The sequence below is a fragment of the Duganella qianjiadongensis genome (assembly GCF_009857915.1).
GTDB lineage: Bacteria > Pseudomonadota > Gammaproteobacteria > Burkholderiales > Burkholderiaceae_D > Rugamonas > Rugamonas qianjiadongensis.
The window spans coordinates 186,034-208,647 of the sequence record NZ_WWCM01000002.1; the positions used below are offsets into that span (position 1 = coordinate 186,034).

At 60.4% G+C, this 22,614-nt stretch carries 18 protein-coding genes; 7 read left to right on the forward strand and 11 right to left on the reverse strand.

Annotated features, from left to right (window positions below):
- Window positions 1-25: 25 nt before the first annotated feature.
- Together GTP27_RS03825 and GTP27_RS03830 are read right to left on the reverse strand one after the other, a co-directional pair.
- Window positions 26-1,012, reverse strand: coding sequence for a fumarylacetoacetate hydrolase family protein (locus tag GTP27_RS03825; RefSeq protein WP_161038187.1), 987 nt, complete (start codon window positions 1,010-1,012; stop codon window positions 26-28).
- Complete coding sequence (locus GTP27_RS03830) at window positions 1,009-1,728, reverse strand: pseudouridine synthase (RefSeq protein WP_161037860.1); 720 nt, start codon at window positions 1,726-1,728, stop codon at window positions 1,009-1,011. The genes GTP27_RS03825 and GTP27_RS03830 overlap by 4 nt, the downstream gene beginning before the upstream one ends.
- A gap of 178 nt (window positions 1,729-1,906) precedes the next feature.
- Here GTP27_RS03830 and GTP27_RS03835 point away from each other — a divergent pair, with 178 nt between their 5' ends.
- The gene (locus tag GTP27_RS03835) at window positions 1,907-2,161 is read left to right on the forward strand and encodes a hypothetical protein (RefSeq protein ID WP_161037861.1); all 255 of its coding nucleotides are present in this window, start codon (window positions 1,907-1,909) and stop codon (window positions 2,159-2,161) included.
- A gap of 180 nt (window positions 2,162-2,341) precedes the next feature.
- On the opposite strand, the gene GTP27_RS03840 is transcribed toward GTP27_RS03835, so the two are convergent.
- The 4 genes from GTP27_RS03840 to GTP27_RS03855 are packed head-to-tail and all read right to left on the reverse strand — an operon-like array spanning window position 2,342 to window position 5,462.
- The gene (locus tag GTP27_RS03840) at window positions 2,342-3,373 is read right to left on the reverse strand and encodes a S49 family peptidase (RefSeq protein ID WP_161037862.1); all 1,032 of its coding nucleotides are present in this window, start codon (window positions 3,371-3,373) and stop codon (window positions 2,342-2,344) included.
- A 20-nt stretch (window positions 3,374-3,393) separates the two neighbouring features.
- On the reverse strand, window positions 3,394-3,765 hold the full coding sequence (locus tag GTP27_RS03845; RefSeq protein ID WP_161037863.1) for a Rieske (2Fe-2S) protein: 372 nt from the start codon (window positions 3,763-3,765) through the stop codon (window positions 3,394-3,396).
- The gene (locus tag GTP27_RS03850) at window positions 3,765-4,424 is read right to left on the reverse strand and encodes an HAD-IIIA family hydrolase (RefSeq protein WP_161037864.1); all 660 of its coding nucleotides are present in this window, start codon (window positions 4,422-4,424) and stop codon (window positions 3,765-3,767) included. The genes GTP27_RS03845 and GTP27_RS03850 overlap by 1 nt, the downstream gene beginning before the upstream one ends.
- Window positions 4,425-4,463: 39 nt before the next feature.
- A complete protein-coding gene (locus GTP27_RS03855; RefSeq protein ID WP_161037865.1) occupies window positions 4,464-5,462 on the reverse strand; it encodes an RluA family pseudouridine synthase in 999 nt (332 codons plus the stop codon).
- A 692-nt stretch (window positions 5,463-6,154) separates the two neighbouring features.
- Between GTP27_RS03855 and GTP27_RS03860 the strand changes: the two genes are divergently transcribed.
- The 3 genes from GTP27_RS03860 to moeA all read left to right on the forward strand — a co-directional run bounded on the left by GTP27_RS03860 (window position 6,155) and on the right by moeA (window position 12,356).
- Window positions 6,155-9,232, forward strand: coding sequence for an Rne/Rng family ribonuclease (locus GTP27_RS03860; protein WP_161037866.1), 3,078 nt, complete (start codon window positions 6,155-6,157; stop codon window positions 9,230-9,232).
- Window positions 9,233-9,361: 129 nt separating this feature from the next.
- Window positions 9,362-10,471: a GTP 3',8-cyclase MoaA gene (moaA, locus tag GTP27_RS03865; protein WP_161037867.1), complete on the forward strand. Its 1,110-nt coding sequence runs from the start codon at window positions 9,362-9,364 to the stop codon at window positions 10,469-10,471.
- Window position 10,472: 1 nt separating this feature from the next.
- Window positions 10,473-12,356, forward strand: a complete 1,884-nt coding sequence (moeA, locus tag GTP27_RS03870) for a molybdopterin molybdotransferase MoeA (RefSeq protein ID WP_161037868.1) — start codon at window positions 10,473-10,475, stop codon at window positions 12,354-12,356.
- Window positions 12,357-12,380: 24 nt separating this feature from the next.
- Here moeA and GTP27_RS03875 read toward each other — a convergent pair whose 3' ends face one another.
- Genes GTP27_RS03875 through cqsA form a run of 3 tightly spaced genes read right to left on the reverse strand, consistent with a single transcriptional unit; the run spans window position 12,381 to window position 15,376 of the window.
- Window positions 12,381-13,700: a DNA recombination protein RmuC gene (locus GTP27_RS03875; protein ID WP_161037869.1), complete on the reverse strand. Its 1,320-nt coding sequence runs from the start codon at window positions 13,698-13,700 to the stop codon at window positions 12,381-12,383.
- A gap of 4 nt (window positions 13,701-13,704) precedes the next feature.
- Entirely contained in the window at window positions 13,705-14,103 is a 399-nt protein-coding gene (locus GTP27_RS03880) for a group II truncated hemoglobin (protein WP_161037870.1), read from the reverse strand.
- A gap of 28 nt (window positions 14,104-14,131) precedes the next feature.
- Window positions 14,132-15,376 carry an alpha-hydroxyketone-type quorum-sensing autoinducer synthase gene (gene cqsA, locus GTP27_RS03885; protein ID WP_161037871.1) on the reverse strand — a complete coding sequence of 415 codons (1,245 nt, stop codon included), beginning with the start codon at window positions 15,374-15,376 and terminating at the stop codon, window positions 14,132-14,134.
- A 292-nt stretch (window positions 15,377-15,668) separates the two neighbouring features.
- Between cqsA and GTP27_RS03890 the strand changes: the two genes are divergently transcribed.
- The 3 genes from GTP27_RS03890 (at window position 15,669) to GTP27_RS03900 (ending at window position 18,615) form a co-directional block, all read left to right on the forward strand.
- Window positions 15,669-16,820, forward strand: a complete 1,152-nt coding sequence (locus GTP27_RS03890; RefSeq protein ID WP_229633372.1) for a sensor histidine kinase — start codon at window positions 15,669-15,671, stop codon at window positions 16,818-16,820.
- 3 nt (window positions 16,821-16,823) lie between these two features.
- Window positions 16,824-17,834 carry a response regulator gene (locus GTP27_RS03895; RefSeq protein WP_161037873.1) on the forward strand — a complete coding sequence of 337 codons (1,011 nt, stop codon included), beginning with the start codon at window positions 16,824-16,826 and terminating at the stop codon, window positions 17,832-17,834.
- A 157-nt stretch (window positions 17,835-17,991) separates the two neighbouring features.
- Complete coding sequence (locus tag GTP27_RS03900) at window positions 17,992-18,615, forward strand: hypothetical protein (protein WP_161037874.1); 624 nt, start codon at window positions 17,992-17,994, stop codon at window positions 18,613-18,615.
- Window positions 18,616-18,707: 92 nt separating this feature from the next.
- Here GTP27_RS03900 and GTP27_RS03905 read toward each other — a convergent pair whose 3' ends face one another.
- Together GTP27_RS03905 and GTP27_RS03910 are read right to left on the reverse strand one after the other, a co-directional pair.
- On the reverse strand, window positions 18,708-21,245 hold the full coding sequence (locus GTP27_RS03905) for an ABC transporter permease (protein WP_161037875.1): 2,538 nt from the start codon (window positions 21,243-21,245) through the stop codon (window positions 18,708-18,710).
- A 6-nt stretch (window positions 21,246-21,251) separates the two neighbouring features.
- Window positions 21,252-22,259 (reverse strand): adenosine deaminase, encoded by a 1,008-nt coding sequence (locus GTP27_RS03910; protein WP_161037876.1) that lies wholly within the window; start codon window positions 22,257-22,259, stop codon window positions 21,252-21,254.
- Window positions 22,260-22,614 lie beyond the last annotated feature (355 nt).

Genomic DNA, 22,614 nt, shown 5'->3' on the forward strand with positions numbered 1-22,614 from the left:
TGGAAATCCGAGACGACTAGCCGCCTCAGATACCGGCCTGGGTGACTTTCTGGTCAATGGCGCCAAAGATGGACTTGCCGTCGCTATCGAACATTTCGATGCGGATGGTGTCGCCAAAGGCCATGAACGGCGTGCTAGGCGCACCATGAGCGATCATTTCCACGCAACGCTGTTCGGCGATGCAGGAATAGCCGCGCTTGCCGTCGGTATTCGATACCGTACCCGAGCCTATGATGGAACCGGCCCGCACGTTGCGCGATTTGGCCAGATGGGCGATCAGCTGGGGGAAATTGAACACCATATCCACGCCCGCCTGCGGCTTGCCGACCAGCTTGCCGTTCCAGGTGGAATGCAGCGGCAGGTGCACTTTGCCGCCCTTCCATGCATCACCCAGCTCATCCGGTGTTACCGCGACCGGGGAAAAACTGGTGGCCGGCTTGGACTGGACAAAACCGAAACCTTTGGCCAGTTCCTCGGGGATCAGGTTGCGCAGCGACACATCATTGACCAGCATGAGCAGACGGATACGCTGGTGCGCCTGATCGGGCGTCACGCCCATGGGCACATCGTCGGTGATCACGGCGACTTCTGCTTCGAAATCTATTCCCCATTCTTCACGGAACAGTGCAATATCGTCGCACGGCCCGATAAAATCATCGCTGCCGCCCTGATACATGAGCGGGTCTTCCCAGAACGATGGCGGCAGTTCCGCCCCGCGCGCCTTGCGGACCAGCTCCACATGGTGCACATAGGCCGAACCGTCGGCCCACTGGAAGGCGCGTGGCAGCGGCGCCATGCAGCGCGCCGGATCGAAAGCAAACGTGCGCCGCCCCCTGCCCTGATTCAGTTCCTGATAAATCGCATCGAGCTGCGGCGCAATGAAATTCCAGTCATCGAGCGCACGTTGCAGCGTACGCGCCACAGTGTCGGCCAGTTGCGCCGTTTTCAGGTCGCGCGATACCACCATCAGCTGGCCATCGCGGGTGCCGTCGTTCAGCGTGGCCAGCTTCATGCGCTCGGTACCAGCAATGCCAGCTGCTCCGGCGTCAGGTAGCACCACTCGCCCTCTTCCAGCGCCAGCGACTCCAGCGTCAGGCCACCGATGGCCGAACGGTGCAGCGCACTGCAATGGTTGCCGGCCGCCGCCAGCATGCGCTTGACCTGATGGTATTTACCCTGCTCCAGCACGATTTCAAGCTGGTGCTCGCCGCGCTGCACGCAATGCTGGGCCGCCAGCGGCGCCGGCTCATCATGCAGTTGCACGCCGGATTTCAGCTGGGCTATCAGTTCAGCGCTTACCGGCTGCGCCGTAGTGGCCTGATAGATTTTCGGCACATGGCGCTTCGGCGACGATTGGGCATGGATAAATGGACCATCGTCAGACATCAGCAGCATGCCGGTCGTATCATGGTCGAGCCGGCCTACGGGCTGCAATTCGCGCCAGCTGAACTGCTCCGGCAGCAGGGTCAGCACGCCGGGATGGTGGCTAGGCTTGCGCGAACATTCGAAGTTGGCCGGTTTGTATAGCGCAATATACAGATGCTCACGGTACACCCACTCTTCTTCGAAGATGGTCAGCACCAGTCCATCGGTTTCTATGGATTCTTTGTAATGATCATGGACGACGCCATCAATACTGACTTCGCCATCATCGATTAGCGAACGGCAGTACTTACGGGTACCAAAGCCCTGCGATTGCAGGATACGGTCTAGGGATAGTTTGCTCATAGAACGATTTTACAGGATGGCACAGCACGGGGGAAAGCTGGCGATGTGCTCTTGACAACCATGTCCTAGACAAACCGATTCGTTGACGTACATCAAATCGAGCATAGGTTCACTTGCTAGACTGAAACCTGATTAGGAATCCGCCTAATCAACTAGGAAAGCGCCGGAGAAAACAGCCATGCCGAAAAACACCAAGCATCTAGCAATCAGTGCAAAAGTTGCGGCCAGCCACAGAGCCCAACTCATCATACAACAATGCCGCTACGCCCCGCAGGAAGATGGCGTGCCCATGGCTGGAAACCAGCTATGGCACGCCCGGCGTCAGGCCGGCTTTCTCGCCTGGCTGGATCAGGGTGGCTTTACTCAAAAGGAAAATACAAAAGAAAACAGCGGCATTGCACCGCTGTCTTCAACCCCGGCAGGGGCTGTATGAGGAATCGCAATTCACTCTAGGCTGCATCCGCGATGCAGTGTAGTAGTTCCATCTGTCTGATCAAGTTTGTGGTGAAAACAAATAAACTGTTTATATCGCCCCCCTTGGAAAGAACTACAGCTTCACTATAGCTCATCACATCAAGGATACAAGTGAGATTTTCACCAATTCTCACTTATTTCAGCGCAACGCTGGCTGCACGCGCTCCATGCTGGCTTTCATGGCGCCTGCACCGAGCGCGGCGCCAAATTTCTTCAGTACCCGCTCAGGCAAGCCTTCATGCTGGGTGTAATCGATGATGTCTTCCGCCTTGATCACATCGCGCGCCACGCTATCGACCGTACCGAAAGCATCAGCGAGCCCCATATCGATGGATTTTGCGCCCGTCCAGAACAGGCCCGAGAACATTTCCGGCGTTTCTTTCAGACGCTTGCCGCGGCCATCGCGCACCACCTGAATAAACTGCTGGTGAATTTCGTTGAGCATGGACTGGGCATATTGCTTCTGCTTATCAGACAGAGGGCTGAACGGATCCATAAAACCCTTGTTCTCGCCAGCCGTCAGCAGGCGACGCTCGACGCCCACCTTGTCCATAATGCCGGTGAAACCGAAGCCATCCATCAGCACGCCGATAGAACCGACGATACTGGCCTTGTTAACATAGATCCGGTCGGCACCGGCGGCAATGTAGTAGCAGCCGGAAGCGCAGATCTCGTCCACCACCACATACAGCGGTTTGGCCGGATAGCCTTTACGCAAGCGGTGCATTTCATCCACGATCATGCCGGCCTGCACCGGGCTGCCGCCCGGGCTATTGATGTGCATCACCACCGCCACCGATCCGCTATCGGAAAACGCCTTGTTCAGGGCAGGTATCACGACTGCAGCCGAACCGCTGCCTTCCGCTTCGATGGCCCCTTCGATCTCGATCAGGGCGGTATGCCGGCCCAGTGCCTCGCCATCGGAACCGGTCCAGCCCAGATCGAGGTAGGCGCTCAGCGCCACCACCACCAGCACCACGGTAATGGCCTTGAAGAAAATACCCCAGCGGCGCGCCGCCTTCTGTTCGTTAAGCGCCGCAAAAACCAGCTTTTCCAATACTTCGCGTTCCCATGGCGCAGCCGCCACCGCAGCGCCAGAAGCTGGCGGTGCTATATTTTTTTCGGCGCCGTTATTCGGATTTTCCGCGTTTTCGCTGGTGTTATCGCTCATATTTACCTAGTTAACTACATTCAAGCCCGCGCCGGACGCACATACTCATCCGGCTGCCAGTACAGCTGCTGGTCGCGCTCCACCACGCCGATAGGCCGCAGCCGGCCGCCCTTGCAGGGCCCGCCAGCACATTGGCCGCTTTCCGGCACATACACGGCGCCATGGGTGGAACACATCAGATACAGACCGCTCGATTCGAAGAATTCGCCTTCGGCCCAGTCCAGTTCTATCGGCACGTGGGCGCAGCGATTCAGATAGGCATACGCCTGTCCGCCATAGCGCACGACAAAGCCGGTGGCATCATCACCGCCGGCAGTCACGGGGAAACGTACGCCCTTGCCCCCTTCCAGCACGGCATCGGCTGCGCAGATCAGGATTTCTTCAGTGGCCATTATGCGTGCTCGCTCAGCCATTGATGCAGTTCGGCCACCGTCGCCGCAGAGTACAACGGCTTGCAGGCAGCCAGCTGGTCAACCTGATGGGCGCCATACTGTACGGCAATGCCCTGCGCACCGGCATTGTTTGCCATTAATAAATCATGGGTGGTATCGCCGATCATCACCGTACGGCGCATATCCTGCCCCAACTCCCGCGTTAATTCCTGCAACATGGCAGGATGTGGCTTGGAGAATGTTTCATCAGCACAACGCGTTGCATCGAACAGCGACAATACTTTGACATCGTTCATGGCACGGTTCAAGCCTACCCGGCTCTTGCCGGTGGCGACTGCCAGGAAATAGCCGTTTTGCGACAGCTCGGTCAGCATGTCATGTACGCCGGGGAACAGCGCCAGTTCGTGGTCACGCGACAGGAAATGGTAGCGGTAACGCTCCACCATGCGCGGGTAATAGGCCGGATCGATCTCGGGCAGCACGGCCTGCATGGCTTCATGCAGGCCGAGCCCGATCACGTGGGCCGCCACATCATCGCGCGGAATAGGCAAAGACAGGTCGCGCGCAGCGGCCTGTATGCACTTCACGATGGTCGAGGTGGAATCCATCAGGGTTCCATCCCAATCGAAGACGATTAAATCAAATTGCTTTCTTGCCATGTAATCCGCCCTTGGGCCGGCTCCTCAGGATATTTACGATTAGTTAACTGGTTTCCCCAAGCTTAACAAGAATCGCTCACATTCGGGGGCCAAAGCTGCTTGCAGCGTCATGATTTTGCCTGACTCCGGATGGGTGAACGTAATCTGATAGGCGTGCAGGAACATGCGCTTGAGTGCGCCACGCTGGTCAGTAGCCTTCTGTAAAGCTTTGTTCAGGGCGAAATCGCCGTATTTGTCGTCACCTAATATAGGGAAGCCCGACGCCGACGTATGTACGCGAATCTGGTGGGTACGGCCGGTTTTCAGCTCCGCTTCCAGCAGCGCAAAGTCCTTGAACTTCTTCAGCAGGGTAAATACCGTGTGCGAAGGCTGGCCATCGGCCTGCACCGCTACCCGCCGTTCGCCATCGGCCGTACTATATTTATGCAGCGGCAGCTTGATATGCTGGCGTGTGTTCTTCCAGTCGCCAGCCACCATGGTCAGGTAACGCTTGTCCGTATGGCCGTCGCGCATCTGTTCGTGCAGGCTGGTCAGGGCCGAACGTTTCTTTGCCAACAACAGCAAGCCGGAGGTATCGCGGTCCAGCCGGTGCACCAGTTCCAGAAACTTGGCTTCCGGACGCGCCGCACGCAACTGTTCGATCACGCCGAACGACACGCCGGAGCCGCCGTGCACCGCCACGCCGGCCGGCTTGTCGATCACCAGCAGGTGAGCATCTTCGAAAATCACGCTGAATTCGGCTGCCGGCACATGGCTGCCGGCGGCTTTTTCGGCGATACGGATAGGCGGAATACGCACCATATCACCGGCAACTAGCCGGTAAAGCTGATCGATCCGCCCCTTATTCACCCGTACTTCGCCGGAGCGCAGGATGCGGTAGACGTGACTTTTCGGCACGCCTTTGCAAACGCGCAATAAATAATTATCAATACGCTGGCCCGCTTCCTCTTCCGAGATGGTCACAAACTGTGCTTGCAGCGAATTTTGCGGGCGCTCTTGTGGTGTTGAAGGCGGGGAAACATCTTTTTGTTGCCTCATTTGCTCTGTCTTCCCAGAAATCTCTCTAAGTCCTTCATTTTGAATATATAATCGTTTCGCTGCAGTGCATGCTGCGGAAAGTGTAAGAATAAAAGCACATTTTACACAGGGGCGTCTCCACTGGCCTCGCCTAATTGCAAATTCAGAGGAAAAAAATGTATACGCACCGCCCTTGCCGGGCTCAGGGTTGCACCGCAGTTGTAATCGGAAACAGGCAGGGACGTAGAATTAAGTGATTGTATTGTAAGGATAAAGTCCGGGCAGATGGATCAAGGGTCCAGCTCTCCGGTTGATGAAGTAGATAACGCTTGCCGTTTTTGCCAGACCCCGGGCTTTGCTGCACGTACGACGCACGGTTGCCAACAGCGACCTTAGCAGTCTGTGGCGTGCAGTATGCGAGCCCGTGCCGGATCTGGCCCAACCGAGGCTGTTCACCGCCCGCGATTCTCTGCCGTCCGTTGGGGCCGCATGGATGAGTTGCAGGTGATGCGAACACAGCGGCATGACGATCGGCTTCATGCGCCCAGTTGCGGCCGCGTGGTACACCCCGAGGGGTGTCCTGCGCCTACGCACAGGATGGGCATACCCACCGCAATCACTCCCGTTCTCGCGTATATCCCTGTACCACGTCACCCGGCCGCCCAGCGACCGGATGACACAGAGATGACCTTAGGGTCGCGGAGTTTATAAAAATGAAACGCATGTTGTTTAATGCTACGCAGCAAGAGGAATTGCGCGTAGCCATCGTCGACGGTCAGAAACTGATCGATATCGACATCGAAACGGCGGGCCGCGAACAGCGCAAGTCGAATATCTACAAAGGCGTGATCACCCGCATCGAACCGTCGCTCGAAGCCTGCTTCGTCAGCTACGGCGAAGATCGCCACGGTTTCCTGCCATTCAAAGAAGTTGCACGCACTTACTTCCGTGAAGGCATCGATGTCCGCAATGCCACCATCAAGGAAGCACTGCGCGAAGGTCAGGAAATCATGGTGCAGGTGGAGAAGGAAGAGCGCGGCAACAAAGGCGCCGCCCTGACCTCCTTCGTCTCGCTGGCTGGCCGCTATCTGGTGCTGATGCCTAACAACCCGCGCGGCGGCGGCGTATCGCGCCGTGTCGAAGGTGAAGAGCGTCAGGAACTGCGCGAAACCATGGACAAACTGGACCTGCCGCCGGGCATGTCCGTGATCGCCCGCACCGCCGGCATCGGCCGCAATGTCGATGAACTGCAGTGGGACCTGAACTACCTGATGCAACTGTGGCGCGCTATCGAAGGCGCCGGCAAGTCGGCCCCGGGCGCGTTCCTGATCTATCAGGAATCGTCGCTGGTGATCCGCGCGATTCGCGACTACTTCCAGCCTGATATCGGCGAGATCCTGATCGATACCGACGAGATCTACGAACAGGCGCACCAGTTCATGAGCCACGTGATGCCCGACATGGTGCACCGTGTAAAACGCTACAGCGACGACGTGCCGCTGTTCTCGCGTTTCCAGATCGAACACCAGATCGAAACGGCCTACTCGCGTACCGTACCGCTGCCATCGGGCGGCGCCATCGTGATCGACCACACCGAAGCGCTGGTGTCGGTCGACGTCAACTCGGCCCGCGCCACCCGCGGTTCCGACATCGAGACCACTGCCTTCAACACCAACTGCGAAGCTGCCGAAGAGGTAGCCCGTCAGCTGCGTCTGCGTGACCTTGGCGGCCTGATCGTGATCGACTTCATCGACATGGAAGTGGCCAAGAACCAGCGCGAAGTGGAACAGCGTCTGAAAGATGCGCTGCACCACGACCGCGCCCGCGTTCAGATGGGCAAGATTTCCCGCTTCGGCCTGATGGAATTGTCGCGCCAGCGTCTGCGCCCTTCCCTGTCGGAAGGTTCGCACGTGACCTGCCCGCGCTGCTCCGGTACCGGCCACATCCGCGACACCGAATCGTCCGCCCTGCAAGTGCTGCGGATTATTCAGGAAGAGGCCATGAAGGAAAACTCGGCCACCATCCACGTGCAAGTGCCGGTAGACGTTGCGGCCTTCCTGCTCAACGAAAAACGCGGCGAAGTGCTGAAGATCGAAACGCGTCATCGCATTACCATCATACTGGTGCCGAACAAGCATCTGGAAACTCCGCACTACAAGCTCGAGCGCATCAAGCACGACGATCCGCGTCTGGAAGACCATCAGGCCAGCTACAACCTGGCCGAGCAGGCAGAAACCGATATGGCCTACAGCAAGCGCCAGAAGGAAGAAGCCAAGCCGCGTCAGGAAGCCGTGGTCAAAACCATTACGCCGGATCAGCCTGCGCCTATGGTGGAACGCAGCAAAGCCAGCGAAACCGTCATCAAGCCTGTGCCAGCACCGGCCCCGAGCGCACCGAAGAAAGGCTTCTTCGCCCGTCTGTTCAGCTTCCTGAGCCCTGAGCCGGCACCAGCCGCTCTGCCGCAGCAGCCGACCATCGTGGTAAAAGCTCCTGCCGGTGACCGTGGCGAGCGCAATGGCCGCGGCCCGCGTGGCCGTAACCGTAACGGCAAAGGTGGCCGTGGCGAGCGTGAAGAGCGCGAAGCTGGTGCCGCCGCCCGTCCGGCTAGCGAAGAAGGCAAAGCCGAGAGCACGGCCCGTCCGGCCCGTCCACCACGCCCGCCGCGCGAGCCACGTGAACCACGCGAAGGCCAGAATGCCGAAGCGCAGGCACCACGCGAGCGCGCCCCGCGCCCACCGCGTGAACCTCGTGGCGAGAAAGCCAATCAGGAAGTCAAAGCAGAAGAGCTGGCACTGAATCCGGCAGCAACGCTGAACGGTCCGGCTACCGATGCTGCCAGCACCATCCTGAAAACCGCAGCGCAGAATGGTCCGGAGGGTGATGAGAACGAGGCAGCAGAAGGTGAAGAACCGCGCCGCCGTCGCCGCCGTGGTGGCCGTAACCGCAACCGCCGCGAACGCGAAGGCGCCGAGGGTCAGGAAGCCGTTGCTGGCGAACAGGATGAACAAGGCACGCTGCAGTTCACCGTGGCACCGGCCGAAACCGCTGATGCGCCGGTGGCAGCCGCCAGCGCAGCAGTTGCTCCAGCCGTTGTTCCTGTAGTTGCTCCAGTAGTTGCTCCAGTAGCTGCCGCAGTAGAAGCCGCTGTCGCGACTCCTGCAGCACCAGCAGCCGCTGAAGCAATGGTGGCCGCACCGGTTGCCGCCGTAGCGCTTGAGGCAGTCGCACCAGCGCCAGCAGCCGACGTCGAAGCGCCTGTTGCTGCACCAGCGCCTGCCGCCAGCCCTGCTGTCGAAACTGCGCCAGTTGCCGCCGAAGTGGCTGCTCCGGCAGTCGCAGCGGCTCCAGCTGCAGAACCCGCTCCCGTTGTAGCGGAAGCCGTTGCTGCACCAGTAGTGGAAACGGTTGCCGCGCCAGTGGTCGAAGTAGCCGCCGCGCCAGTGGTGCCAGCTGCTGCCTTACCCGCCGCCGCTGAACCGGTAGCCGCTGCACCCGTGGCAGAAGCTACGCCAGTCGAAGCCAGCCCTGCAGTAGCTGCCGTGCCGGTACTTGCCGAAGCTGCTGTCGCGGCGCCGGCACCCGTTGCTGCACCAGCCCCTGCTGCGGCAGCGGATCTGCACGCTCTGCTGAACTCCGCCGGTCTGACACTGGCGGCAACCGATCCGGCCAAGCTGCGCGCTGCGCAGGAAGCCGCTGCTGCCATCGTGGCACCGGTACGCAAGCCACGCGAGCGCAAACCACTGCCACCGCAGTCGGATGAGCCGCTGATCCAGGTCGATACCCGCCGCTAATTCGGTCGGCACTGGCCACAGAAAGGGAAGCCGCGTGCTTCCCTTTTTTATTCCTGCCGGCGCATAAACACGCTTTTTGCGCCAACGTGCTATCGTAGCGGCTCGCATTTCTCTTACGTACGTCTACCCATGGCCGAGAAAATCATCATGCTGGCGCAGCAGCGCCACGCCACGCCAGCCATCCCCGCGCGCGCTGAAAGCCCCGCCGGTTTGCTGGGCGACCAGCTGGGCCGCCCGCTGCGCGATTTACGCATTTCCGTGACCGACCGCTGCAATTTCCGTTGCGTATATTGCATGCCCAAAGCCGTCTTCGATAGCGACTACCAATACCTGCCCCACAAGGCCTTGCTGTCGTTCGAGGAAATCACCCGGCTGGCAAAGATTTTTGTAGCGCACGGCGTAGAGAAAATCCGTCTCACAGGTGGCGAACCGCTGCTGCGCAAAGATATCGAAAAGCTCATCGCCATGCTGGCGCAGCTCAAAACGGCCAGCGGCCAGCCGCTCGACCTGACGCTCACCACCAACGCCTCGCTGCTGGCGCGCAAGGCGCAGGCGCTCAAGGACGCCGGCCTGCAGCGCGTCACCGTCTCGCTGGACGCGCTCGACAACCAGACCTTCCGCCGCATGAACGACGTCGACTTCGACGTCGGCGACGTGCTGCAAGGACTGGAAAGCGCGCACAAGGTAGGACTGGGCCCTATCAAGATCAACATGGTGGTCAAGGGCGGCATGAACGATCAGGAAATTCTGCCCATGGCGCGCTACTTCCGCCACTCGCCCTTTATCCTGCGCTTTATCGAATACATGGACGTCGGTGCCTCGAATGGCTGGAAAATGGACGAGGTGCTCCCCTCGGCACAGGTGGTAGAGCGCATCCATGCCGAATTCCCGCTGCAGGCGCTGGACGCCAACTACAGCGGCGAAACGGCCACGCGCTGGCGCTACGCCGACGGCGGCGGTGAAATCGGCATGATCTCCAGCGTCACGCAGGCATTCTGCGGCGACTGTACGCGCGCACGCCTGTCCACCGAGGGCCAGTTATATACCTGTTTGTTTGCCAGCAGCGGCCACGACCTGCGCACCCTGCTGCGCGATGGTCATAGCGATAGCGACATCAGCGGTGCGCTGGCGCAGCTCTGGCGCGCACGCGGTGACCGCTATTCGGAACTGCGCACGGCACAGACGGAACTGCCGCCGGCCGAGCGGCGCAAAGTAGAAATGTCTTACATCGGAGGTTAGTTTGTCTTTCCACAACCAGATCACCGGCCTGATACTTGCCGGTGGCCGCGGCAGCCGCATGGGCAGCGTCGATAAGGGCTTGCAGCCTTTCCGCACCAGCACGCTGATAGAACACGTCATCGCCCGTCTGGCGCCGCAGGTAGCTAGCTACGCCATCAATGCCAACCGCAATCTGACGCGCTATCAGGAACTGGCCGGCAACGTCCCGGTACTGCCCGACTATCTCGATGGCTACGCCGGACCGCTGGCCGGCCTGCAGATCGGCCTGCAGTTCTGTCCCACCGAGCTGCTGCTGACTGTCCCCTGCGATTCGCCCTTGCTGCCAGCCGATCTGGCTCAGCGCCTGCATGCTGCGCTGAGCGAACAGCATGCCGACGTGGCACTGGCCGTTACCATGCAGACGCGGCCCGACGCCGCCACGCCGCAGCGCCAGCTGCATCCCGTCTTCGCCCTGCTTAAAACCAGCGTGCTGCCGCAACTGGAAGCATATCTGGCCAGCGGCGAGCGGCGCATGGAGAGCTGGTTCAAGTCGCTGCGCGTGGCTGAGGTGTTGTTCGAAGATGACGCAGCATTCAGCAACGTCAACACACTGGAAGAATTGCAAGCACTAGAACAGCCGCTTGTTCCGGCACCTCCCAGCCAGCACGACGCAGCGCTGCATGTGGAACAGGCCCAGCACCTGATTGCGCAACAGATTACGCCGCTCGATGCCAGTCTGACGGTGCCCCTCTGCAGTGCGCTTGACCGCGTGCTGGCACAGGATGTGATCTCGCCCATCAACGTTCCCGCCTACGACAATTCGGCCATGGACGGCTATGCCATGCGCGGCGCCGATCTGCCCACGCCGGAACAGGCGCAGGCCACCCTTAAAGTCATCGGCATAGCCTACGCTGGCCGCCCCTGCGCGCTGGAAGTACAGGCCGGAGACTGCATCCGCATCATGACCGGGGCTGCCATGCCGGCCGGCTGCGACAGCGTGCTGCCGCAGGAGCTGGCGGCCGCCATCAGCGAAAACAGCGTCACCATCGCACACGGCGTTATCCAGAACGGCGCCAACCGCCGCTTCGCCGGGGAGGACCTGAAACAGGGCAGCGTGGCACTGGCCAAGGGCAAGCTGCTGCGCCCTGCCGATCTGGGCCTGATCGCTTCGCTCGGCCTGGCCGAAGTCAGCGTGCAGCGCAAACTGCGTGTGGCCTTCTTCTCTACCGGCGACGAGCTGCGTGCACCGGGGCAGCCACTCGGGCAAGGCTGCATTTACGACAGCAACCGCTATACCGTGTTCGGCATGCTCACCCGGCTAGGCTGCGAAGTGATCGACATGGGCATCGTGCGCGATGATCCGCAGGCGCTCGATGCTGCGCTGCGCAGTGCCTGCCAGCAGGCCGATGCCATCATCACCTCGGGCGGCGTATCGGAAGGCGCCGCCGACTACACGCGCGACATCCTTGCCAGTCTGGGACAGCTATCGTTCTGGAAGCTGGCCATGCGTCCGGGCCGGCCACTGGCCTTCGGACAGATCCGCGACGGCGCACATAGCGCTTGGCTGATCGGCCTGCCCGGCAATCCTGTCGCCGTGGCCGTGTCGTTCTATCTGTTTGCCCGCCCCGCCCTGCTGGCCATGATGGGTGCACAGGCGCCGCAGGCAACACTGCAGGCCAGAGCGCAGACGGCCATCCGCAAACGCCCCGGCCGCACCGAATACCAGCGCGGCATCATCAGCCGTGGCACGGACGGTCGGCCCGAAGTGCGCCTGACCGGTGCACAGGGTTCCGGCATCCTGCGCTCCATGACGGAGGCAAACTGCATTGTGGTGCTCGGCCATGAACAGGGCAATGTGGCTGCCGGCGATATGGTAGACGTGCTGCCGTTCGAAGGACTGATCTAGTCCGGCGCAGCAGCCCGGCCGGCTTCAATCCGGCTCGGGCTGGTGAGCCTCAGGCTGCGCGCCCAGCAGCAATTGCGCCGCTTCACTGGGCAGCGCCTCCACCGTCTTGAGCTTGCGCGCCATCTGGCGGCTACGGGTTTCCGCCGATTCGATATTTTTGGCGGCGCGCTCCAGCGTCAGCTTGGTCGCTGCCAGCACATCGCCGAACTTGGCAAACTCGGTCTTCACCGCGCCCAGCACCTGCCAGACTTCCGATGAACGGCGTTCCAGTGCCAGCGTGCGGAAGCCCATCTGCAGGCTATTGAGCAATGCCGACAGCGTCGATGGGCCGGCAATGCTGATACGGTGTACGCGCTGCAGTTCGTCCGCCAGCCCGGGACGGCGCATCACTTCCGCATACAGCCCTTCGGTAGGCAGGAACAGGATGGCAAAGTCGGTAGTATGCGGCGGGGCCAGATATTTTTCGGCGATGGTCTTCGCTTCTCCCCGCACCGCACGTTCCAGCTCGCGGCCGGCCAGCGCCACGCCATCGGCATCGGCCTGCTCCGCCGCTTCCAGCAAGCGTTCGTACTGCTCCTTGGGAAACTTGGCATCGATCGGCATCCAGACCGGCACCGCGCCATCTTTCTGGCCCGGCAGCTTGAGTGCAAACTCCACCCGTGCGCCGCTACCGGCGATGGTTTCCACATTCTTGGCATACTGCTCAGGGGTGAGCACCTGCTCCAGCAGCATTTCCAGCTGCACCTCGCCCCAAGTGCCGCGCGTTTTCACATTGGTCAGCACCCGCTTCAGATCGCCCACACCCAGCGCCAGCTGCTGCATTTCACCCAGCCCCTGATGCACGCGCTCCAGCCGTTCCGACACCTGCTGGAACGAGGCGCTGAGGCGCGCCTCCAGTGTGGCATGCAGCTTTTCATCCACCGTCTTGCGCATCTCTTCCAGCCGCGCGCCGTTATCGGTCTGCAGATCGCGTATCTTCGCTTCCAGCGTAGCGCGCACTTCCTGCATGCGCGCCGCATTCGATTCGGTCAGCCTTGCCAGTGTCTGGTTCATACTGTCGGCGAACAGCTTCAGGTTACGGCTCTGCTCCTCGCGCCCCACCAGCCCTTGTGCTTCCAGCTGGCGCCGCAGTCCCTCGAACTGCTGCACCGTGGCGGCATGGGTAGCCTGCGCCGTCGTTTGCAACTGCAGGCGCACTTCACGTTCCACCCGTTCGATGCGCTCCGCCAGTCCTGCTTCCTGAGCACTGCTCTGCGCAGCGCGCGCGCGCAGCAGCGCCAGCACTTGCAGTACCAGCACAAAAGTCAATAACAGCAACAACACGAAAAATTCTATCTGGCCCATGGCATCAATCCGGTTTGTTGCGCATCCAGTCTGCCGTCTGATAGAAGGACTCCATCAGACGCAGACGCAAGTTCTCATCGACGCCCACATCTTCCATCGCCCAGGCCATCGCCTGCAGCCACTGGTCGCGTTCCTTGGTACCGATTGCGAATGGCATGTGGCGCATGCGCAGGCGCGGGTGGCCGTGCGCCTCCACATACAGGTCCGGCCCGCCCATCCAGCCACTGAGGAACATGAACAGGCGCTCGCGCGCATTGTCCAGCGAGGTGCCGTGTGTGGCACGCAGCAAGGCAAACTGCGGTTCCAGTTCCATCAGGTCATAAAAGCGATCCACCATGTCGCGCACGCGTGCTTCGCCGCCAATTACTTCGTAGAGAGTTCGAGATTCAGTCATAGCCGCCATGATAGCGCAGCGCAGGCGGCCATGCTGATCAAACCAGCGCCAGCCTGTGCAGACGCCGCGTCGATGACCAGTTCTGCCAGTCCAGCTCTTCACGCACGGCGGCGCAGCCCGCGATAATCTGCGCCAGCTGCGCCGCACTCAGGCCCGAATTGAGCGTCAGCCGGACCAGCGAACGGTTCTTCGCTGTCGCCGGTGCGCAGAACATGGCGCCGTACACACCGTGCCGCTCCAGCGCCTTGCGCAAGGCCAGCGTCTGCGGCTCCGGCCCCGCTTCCAGTGCGATAATCTGCTCGCTACCATCGCTGACATTGAAGCCCAGCTGCGCCAGCGCACTGCGCACATGGCTGGCATGCTGCTGCAGTGTGGCGCGGCGCTGATCGGCCAGACGGATGAAATCGAGCGCCGCATCGAACCACGCCAGTTCGTGGCGCAGCAGACAGGAACTGAAGATCGCCGGGCGCGACTCGGACAGGAAATAGCCTTTGAATCTGTCCGAACAACTAATCAGTCCTGCCCGGCCGGCAAATGCCTTGGCCAGCGAAGCCGTACGGAAATGCACGCGCTCATTCAACCCCAGCGCCGCCACCAATCCCGCACCTTGCGGGCCATGCGTGCCCAGCGAATGGGATTCATCCACGATCAGCATGCTGTGACTACACTCGGCCAGTTCCACCAGCTGAACTAGTGGCGCCACGCTGCCGTTGGTACTGTATAGCGCATCGACCGCAATCAGTCCCCGACCGTGGCGTGCCAGCTGCTTCTCCAGATGCCCCAGATCGTTATGCAGAAACGGCACCGGCTGGGCACCGGCAGACTGCACGCCCTCCCACAGCGATGCATGGGCCTGCATGTCGAGATACACGGGAATACCGGGTTCGGCCAGGGTCTGTACCAGCCCCACATTGGCGGCCCAGCCAGACTGGGCGAGGATGCAATCCTGCGCGCCCAGCCACTGCGCCAGCCGCTGTTCGAGCCGGTGCTGGGCGCTGCCCTGTTGCAGATACACGGCCGACATCAGCAGTTCACCCTGCGTCTGCACCAGCGCCGCCAGCTGGGCATAGCGCAAAGAGGCTTCATCTGCCAGGCACAGGTAATCATTCCCCGCTAGATACACAGCATCCGCCGGGGTGGGCTGCCATGCGTGAGGGTGTTCGCCACCCAGCAGTTGCTGTATCCGCGTGATATGGTGCAGATCCATGCGGCGTGCGACAAAATCCGGCAAACGGCATTCCGCAGGCAAAGGTTGAAGTGGCGAATGGACGGCATTATTCATGAGTGCTACTCCTTCAGGTTTGTTGATGGAATGAAATCAACAACAACCTTGAGGCCAAAAAAAGAACGCCCGTTTGACGCCGGTCAACAGGTGAGGCGAAACATTCAACCGCGCAACAAATTCAGGCGAAGATGGCGCTTTGATTAAGATCAACGCTGCTATGCCCCAGCACCTCCTCCCTCCCTGGAATTTCCGCCTGCGGACTTGCCTGCAGGACCTAGTGCATATTCATGGTCATGAGCAACATACCGTCGTGCGCGTGTTTCTGCTTGCCTGCATAGGCACGGTTACGATGCCGCTGTATTACCTGATCTGGCATCACTTTTTCCCTCAGGAGTATGAGTCGCTGACCCTGCGCGCGCTGGGGATCGTGCTCTGCCTGCTGGGCCTGTTCGCGCGCTGCTATCATCCGCGCATGCTGCAGGCCTATCTACTGCTAACGCTTAGCTATGTGCTGCCATTCTTTTTCACCTACATGTTCCTGATGAACCATGCATCCGGCGTTTGGGGAGAATCGCTGCTGATCGCGCTGGTGCTGCTGTTTCACTTCGAAACAGCGTTGGCTATGCAGGCTTATCTGGCTGGAACGCTGGCCGCCTGCTGCGCCGCGATTGTGGCGGGTGACGCCGCTACCCTGCTCAGCAAGGAAGCTTTACAGCAGCTACCTATACACTGGTTCACGATAGCCGTCCTGTCCGTTGCCAAAATCAGCCGTCACATGCTGGCGCAAGAAAAACTGGCTGGACTGGGCGCAGGGCTAGCTAGCGTGGCGCACGAACTGCGCACACCACTCAGTAGCGTGAACGCCAATGTACGGGGATTGCTACGCACTTACGGCACAGGCATCTGCCGCAACGGAGAAGAAAAATTCGCTGCCATCGATGCACTGGCGCGCATACAGTTCGAAGTACGCCATATGAACCACATGATAGATCTGTTTCTGCTCAGCGCTAGTGCCGTGCGGCAGAACCTGCGGCCAATCGAAATGGTATCCATGCACGCCGCAGTAGCAGCCATGCTGGAACGCTACCCTTTTGTCAGCCACGCCCAGAAACAGCAGGTCGCACTGGAACTGCGTACCGATTTCCACTTCGCAGGTCAGAGCGAACTGGCGGTGATCGTACTGCTCAATCTACTTCGCAACGCCCTCAAAGCCATCCATCGCGCCGGCAAAGGACGGGTGCGTATCATCGTCGATGGCCAGCATCAGGTTCCCAGACTGCTGTTCATCGACACCGGCTGCGGTATCGCGCGACATCATTTGCCACTCATTTTCCGCCGCTTCTACTCCTACCCTGCACACAACGGCAGCGGCATCGGCCTCGCGCTGTGCCAGGACATACTGCGGGCGTGGAATAGCCGCATACGCTGCGTCACGCGCGAGCAGGCATATGCCATTTTTGTACTCGAATTTCCACCCGTGCTAGCCACAACAGCGAGGTAATGCATGCATCTTCCTGTCTATGCACACCCTACCCTTACCGTACTGGTAGACGATAGCAGCTCGTTTCTGCGCAGCCTGTCGTTCCAGCTCGCCCCCGTCCTGCCCACGCTCGCTTTTGACGACGCCTTTGCCGCACAGCGCTGGCTCGCACGCGAACGCCAGCCGGAACGCATACCACTGCAGGTCAATTTCGATATGCAGAACCTGCCAGCAGACCAATGCAATGTCGCCATCGATCTGGAGCGCATCTACCGCATTTGCGAACAGCGCGAGCGCTTTGCCACGCCATCCGTCGTCGTGGTGGACTACTCGATGCCGCAGATGAACGGGCTGGAATTCTGCGCCGCCATCGCCCACCTGCCCTGCAAGAAAATCCTGTTCACAGGGGCAGCAGATGAAAAAATTGCCGTCAATGCTTTCAACCGCGGCCTGATCGACCGCTATATCCAGAAGAGCGATCCGCACGCACTCGATCAGCTGGAGCAACAGATCCGCACGTTGCAGCAAGCCTATTTCGACGACCGCGAAGAAACCCTGCGCGAACTGGTATTGCTGCACCACTACCACTTCCTCGCCGATCCGGTAGTGGCCGGACTGATAGACGACTTACGCACCCGCCTCGGCATCGTCGAGCACTATGTGTTCGCCAATCCCAGCGGCATCCTGCTCATTGACGGGCACGGCAAAGCCAGCCTGCTCATGATAGAAACGGCAGAAGGCATGTTCGCCCAGTATGAAATTGCGCGCGACAGCGATGCGCCGCCGGCCCTACTGGAAGCGCTGCTAGCCAAACGCGTACTACCATTTTTCCATGATCCGCACGGCGATAGCATGTACCGCCCAGACATCGGCGACCAGTGGCACCGCTACTGCGCCGCAGCACAAGTTTGTCTCGGCAGAAAAACGTATTACTGGGCCCTGTTCGACCTGCCTGCCCACTATTTCCGCCAGCAGCCCTACGCCTACGCCGATTTCCTCTGCCAGCGGCATGCCATCGATGGCACGCAAGCCTAAGCGCGACGCAAAAGCCAGCGCGCCGCAGTTGGACAGTTTGCCCTGAGCACAGGCGCGCAACTTACAGCAGAACTATCAGAGCTGCCCCGTTACATACTTGCATATGCATGCTTTACCACTCGGTTCTCCTCTACCATCTCAATGAAAGCTTAACCTCATGCCTAGCCGCGCAGAAAATTCAAGCGCCGTCGTCAGCGCAGTCCCCAGTAACTTTGTGGAAGTGATCCTTCATCCAAACAGCAGAATTTATACGCCGGTGCAGTCCACATGTGCACGCAAGCCTTGGAGCGCCCTCCAGAGCAAAATTCATAGTGTATGGGGAGATCTGCGCGAAAAAATTGGCCTCACTTCGGAAGTCCGGCGCATCCGCAACAAACTGCCCGAATTACTGAGCGAAAACTCGACACCGGAACTTGCTCGATTTCTGGCACATCTGGAAAAGACTGGCGAATTCACCCTGCATGCGGCCGTACAGGAAAAAATGTTACGCCAAGAGAAGCAGTCCGTGATGAACACGGTAAATCAGGAACTCAATGAGCGTTTAACCGAATTGCGCTCAAACGTACATCGCTGCTGCGACAGAACGTTCAGAAATCCTGATTACGTGGCCTGCCATCTGGACTATTTAAGGAGTGTGATGAAGGTTCAGAGCGAGCTCAGTAGCGATTCTAGCCATCTGGAAAAGGCACGCATGTTTATTGCCAACCTGAATGATCAGGCCCAACTATTATCTCCGGAACAGCAGCAACAGCTCTGCGAAATACGTCAGAGCTTGCGCTAATTAATACCTCCTGGCGAGCGCTAGCCATCGCTCCAGCACTTCCCGAAGAGGTGCTGGAGGTGGTTATACTAGCAGCATAATGTCGCTTACGCTCAAGCCTCGCGCAGCGTCTGCAAAGGCGGCTGGCGCAGCACATTGCGCAAGCCTAGCCAGCCGCCGGCTATGGCACACAAGCCGCCTGCCAGCAGGCCGATCAGCCAGACCGATGGCGTAAAACTCCAGGCGAATTTGAACTGATAAGTTGCCAGCGCCCAGCCCATGGTGGCCGCTGCCGTGGCTGCCAGCAGCCCGGACAGACCGCCCACCAGCAGAAACTCTATCATCTGCGCCTGCGCCAGCTGCTGACGGGTTGCTCCAAGCGCCCGCAGCAACGCTGCTTCACGGGTACGTTCATCCTGCGATCCCATCAGCGCTGCATACAGCACCAGCAAACCGGACGCAAGCGTGAAGATGAACAGAAACTCCACCGCCGTGATCACCTGATCGAGCACCTGCTGCACCTGCTGCAGAATTGCGCCCACATCAACGATGGTCAGATTCGGGTAATCACGCGTCAGCGTATTGGTCAGGCCGGCCTGTGCTGGCGGCAGATGGAAGGCGGTAAGCCAGCTTTGCGACACTTCCGTCATCGCTGCCGGATTGATAATCACGAAGAAGTTAACCCGCATCGAACCCCATTCCAGCTTGCGTATGCTGGTAATGGTGGCATCGACGGGCGCACCGGCAATATCGAAGCGCAGCTTGTCGCCCAGCTTCCACTTGAGCGTCTTGGCGATGCCTTCTTCCACCGACGCTTCCGGCGCCCCCGGCCGGTCGGCAAACCAGTGTCCTTGCACGATCTGGTTCTCGGCCTGCATCTGCGCCATGGTGGACAAATTGAATTCGCGGTCAGCCAGACCTCGCGCCCCTTCTTCCGTGTAGGTGTCGGCCGTCACCGCAACACCGTTCACGGCCGTCAGGCGGCCACGGATCATCGGATACTGCGGCGCGTAGCTGACACCCGCTGCCTGCAGGCGGCGCGCAATATCGGCCGACTGTTCGGGCTGGATATTGATGATGAAGCGGTTGGGTGCATCGGCCGGCGTGGCTTTGCGCCATGCCGTCATCAGATCGCCGCGCACCACCGTCAGCACCAGCAAGGCCATCAGGCCCAGCGCCAGCGCCACTATCTGCACCAGCGTGGCACTGGGGCGACGCTGCAGCGAGGTCAGGGCAAAGCGCCAGCTCTGATGATCGAGCATACCGCGCAGGGGTTTCAACGCGGCCAGCCCCAGCCAGCCCACCAGCGCAAACAGGCCGAAGGCGGCGGCAAAGCCCAGCGCCGTGTACAGCGCCAGCTGGGCATCACCGGCCTGCCACAGCAGCAGCGCGCAGAAGCCAGTCAGTCCGAGGCCGTAAGTCGCCAGCGCCGCCACCTGCGGCGGCTCCTGTTCGCGCCGGATTACACGGTTATGCGGCACTTTGCGCAGCTGCAGTATCGGTGGCAGTGCAAACGCTGCCAGCAGCAGCACGCCCGTGCCCAGTCCCTGCAGGGCCGGCACCAGCGACGGTGCCGGCAATTCATTGCCAACCAGCGAGGCCAGCGCCTGCAGCAGCACATGGTGCGCGGCATAGCCTATCAACACGCCGGCCAGACTACCGCCCAGCCCGACCAGCAGGAATTCGATCAGATACATGGCCGTCACCTGATTCTGCGTCAGACCCAGACAGCGCAGCATGGCGCAGGCATCGAGATGACGCTGCATGAAACGGCGTGCCGCCATGGCCACGGCCACTGCGGCCAGCAAAGCCGACAGCAGCCCCACCAGCGACAGGAAATGGTCGGCCCGTTCCAGCGTGGCGCGCATCTCGCCCCGTCCGCTGGCCAGCGTTTCGATCCGCACTCCTTTGATGTTCTGCGCGCTGATCTGCTGCTCCAGCCATGCGCCGAACTGGCCTGCCGCCTGGGTAGCGGCTTTCTGGCCATCCGCACCGGCCACCAGCAGGCGGTAGGTCACACGCGAGCCGGGCTGGATCAGATTGGTCGCCGCCAGATCACCGAGCGACAGCATGACGCGCGGCGCAAACGCCATGAAGTTGGCCCCGCGGTCCGGCTCGGCTGCGATCAGACGGGTGATGGTAAAACTGCGCTCGCCGAGTTTTAGCTGCTCGCCCACGCGGGTATCCAGACTACCGAGCAGCGCCGGGTCCAGCCATACCGTGCCTGCCGCCGGCACATCTTCGGCCACCTCGCCCTGTCCCTGCTGCGCGGCCAGTGCATCGGTCGTGGTACGCAAGCGGCCCCGCAAGGGATAGCCGGGACCGACCGCCTTCAAAGCAGCCAGCACGGAGCGCGACTGCTCGCCCTCGCCTACCTGCGCCATGCTGACGAAGCTGACCACATCGACCAGCACCAGCCCGCGCCGCTGCGCCTCGGCACGCCATGCAGGATTAACGGGCAGATCGGCATTCACCACCACATCGGCGCCTATCAGCTGGCGCGCATCGCGATCGAGTCCGGCGCGCAAGCGGTCGATGAAGAAGCCGGTGGCTGACAGCGCGGCCACGGCCACTGTCAGCGCCATCAGCAGGAAACGCAACTGGCCGGCACGCCAGTCGCGCAGGGTCATTTTCAGGGCAAGTGCAAACATGGCGGCTTACAGGGCAGCGAAATAGGCGTCAACTTCGTCCAGATAGGCCTGCTTCTGCGCCGGCGGCAAAAAGGAGGCGGCAAAGCTGTTACGCGCCAGCCGCTGCGCATGGTGCAGGCCTAGCGGCAAAGCCTCGAAAGCGGCTTCGAAGTTGGCATTCATATAGCCGCCAAAGTAGGCCGGGTCGTCGGAATTGACGGTAGCCATGATGCCGGCATCAAGCAATTGCAGCAGATTGTGCTGGCCCATGTCGCCAAATACGCACAGTTTGATATTCGACAACGGGCACACCGTCAGCGCCACCTGCTCGCGCGCGAGCCGCTGCACCAGCGCTGCATCGTCGGTGCAACGCACGCCGTGATCGATGCGCTCCACCTGCAAGGTGTCAAGTGCCGTGCTGATATAGGCTGGCGGACCTTCCTCGCCGGCGTGCGCCACCAGATGAAAACCCAGCTCCTTGCAGCGCGCAAACACGCGGGCAAATTTTTCCGGCGGGTTGCCCCGTTCGGAAGAATCGAGTCCGATGCCGATAAATTTGTCGCGGTGCGGCAGTGCAGCTTCCAGCGTGGCGAAGGCATCTTCTTCCGGCAGATGGCGCAGAAAACTCAGGATCAGCGTGGCCGATACGGGGCTATCCTGACAGGCACGATAGATGCCGTCGATCACCGCCTGCATGGGCACGCCACGTGCCGTGTGCGTCTGCGGATCGAAGAAGATTTCCGCATGGCGCACGTTGTCGGCAGCAGCGCGCTGCAGATAGGCCGCCGTCATGTCATAGAAGTCCTGTTCCTTCAGCAGCACGCTGGCGCCTGCATAATAAATATCGAGGAAGGATTGCAGATCGGTGAAAGCATAGGCGGCGCGCAGCGCTTCCACACTGGGGTAGGCCAGGCTCACATTGTTGCGCTGCGCCAGTGCAAAGATCAGCTCCGGTTCCAGCGAACCTTCGATGTGGATATGCAGTTCGGCTTTAGGCATCTGCTGCACGATCGTGCGCAATGGGGAGTTCAGCATGGTCGATTTTCCTGTTGCGAATAATTGAATGGGCACATCTTAGCGCATGCGCGCACGGCGCGTCAGGAAGCCCTGCCGCTGCTGGTTTTCTGCTCCGTTTGCGCTGCGATCAGCAGACCATGCGCAAGCGTGCTACTGTGACAGAAAAACTGGCCTGTCACAGCACGACAATTATTTTGACTTCCGTATTTAATAGCGCAATAATCAATTTCACAAACGTAAGAAGCATTACGCACTACACATATAAGCCGTTCGGCAATAAAGCCAGCTCACCGTTACGGGCAATCCGTCACCATTAAAGAAGCGGGCCACAAGAATAAGAAGATCAGAAAAGGCAGACATCGTGCAGAACCGG

What these genes read in the sequence shown, in the direction of transcription:
- GTP27_RS03905 (WP_161037875.1), bottom strand. Translation starts at nt 21,245, where the DNA reads ATGTTTGCACTTGCCCTGAAAATGACCCTGCGCGACTGGCGTGCCGGC.
- GTP27_RS03875 (WP_161037869.1), bottom strand. Translation starts at nt 13,700, where the DNA reads ATGGGCCAGATAGAATTTTTCGTGTTGTTGCTGTTATTGACTTTTGTG.
- GTP27_RS03830 (WP_161037860.1), bottom strand. Translation starts at nt 1,728, where the DNA reads ATGAGCAAACTATCCCTAGACCGTATCCTGCAATCGCAGGGCTTTGGT.
- GTP27_RS03835 (WP_161037861.1), top strand. Translation starts at nt 1,907, where the DNA reads ATGCCGAAAAACACCAAGCATCTAGCAATCAGTGCAAAAGTTGCGGCC.
- GTP27_RS03895 (WP_161037873.1), top strand. Translation starts at nt 16,824, where the DNA reads ATGCATCTTCCTGTCTATGCACACCCTACCCTTACCGTACTGGTAGAC.
- GTP27_RS03890 (WP_229633372.1), top strand. Translation starts at nt 15,669, where the DNA reads ATGCCGCTGTATTACCTGATCTGGCATCACTTTTTCCCTCAGGAGTAT.
- GTP27_RS03840 (WP_161037862.1), bottom strand. Translation starts at nt 3,373, where the DNA reads ATGAGCGATAACACCAGCGAAAACGCGGAAAATCCGAATAACGGCGCC.
- cqsA (WP_161037871.1), bottom strand. Translation starts at nt 15,376, where the DNA reads ATGAATAATGCCGTCCATTCGCCACTTCAACCTTTGCCTGCGGAATGC.
- GTP27_RS03850 (WP_161037864.1), bottom strand. Translation starts at nt 4,424, where the DNA reads ATGGCAAGAAAGCAATTTGATTTAATCGTCTTCGATTGGGATGGAACC.
- GTP27_RS03860 (WP_161037866.1), top strand. Translation starts at nt 6,155, where the DNA reads ATGAAACGCATGTTGTTTAATGCTACGCAGCAAGAGGAATTGCGCGTA.
- GTP27_RS03845 (WP_161037863.1), bottom strand. Translation starts at nt 3,765, where the DNA reads ATGGCCACTGAAGAAATCCTGATCTGCGCAGCCGATGCCGTGCTGGAA.
- moaA (WP_161037867.1), top strand. Translation starts at nt 9,362, where the DNA reads ATGGCCGAGAAAATCATCATGCTGGCGCAGCAGCGCCACGCCACGCCA.
- GTP27_RS03825 (WP_161038187.1), bottom strand. Translation starts at nt 1,012, where the DNA reads ATGAAGCTGGCCACGCTGAACGACGGCACCCGCGATGGCCAGCTGATG.
- GTP27_RS03855 (WP_161037865.1), bottom strand. Translation starts at nt 5,462, where the DNA reads ATGAGGCAACAAAAAGATGTTTCCCCGCCTTCAACACCACAAGAGCGC.
- GTP27_RS03900 (WP_161037874.1), top strand. Translation starts at nt 17,992, where the DNA reads ATGCCTAGCCGCGCAGAAAATTCAAGCGCCGTCGTCAGCGCAGTCCCC.
- GTP27_RS03880 (WP_161037870.1), bottom strand. Translation starts at nt 14,103, where the DNA reads ATGGCGGCTATGACTGAATCTCGAACTCTCTACGAAGTAATTGGCGGC.
- GTP27_RS03910 (WP_161037876.1), bottom strand. Translation starts at nt 22,259, where the DNA reads ATGCTGAACTCCCCATTGCGCACGATCGTGCAGCAGATGCCTAAAGCC.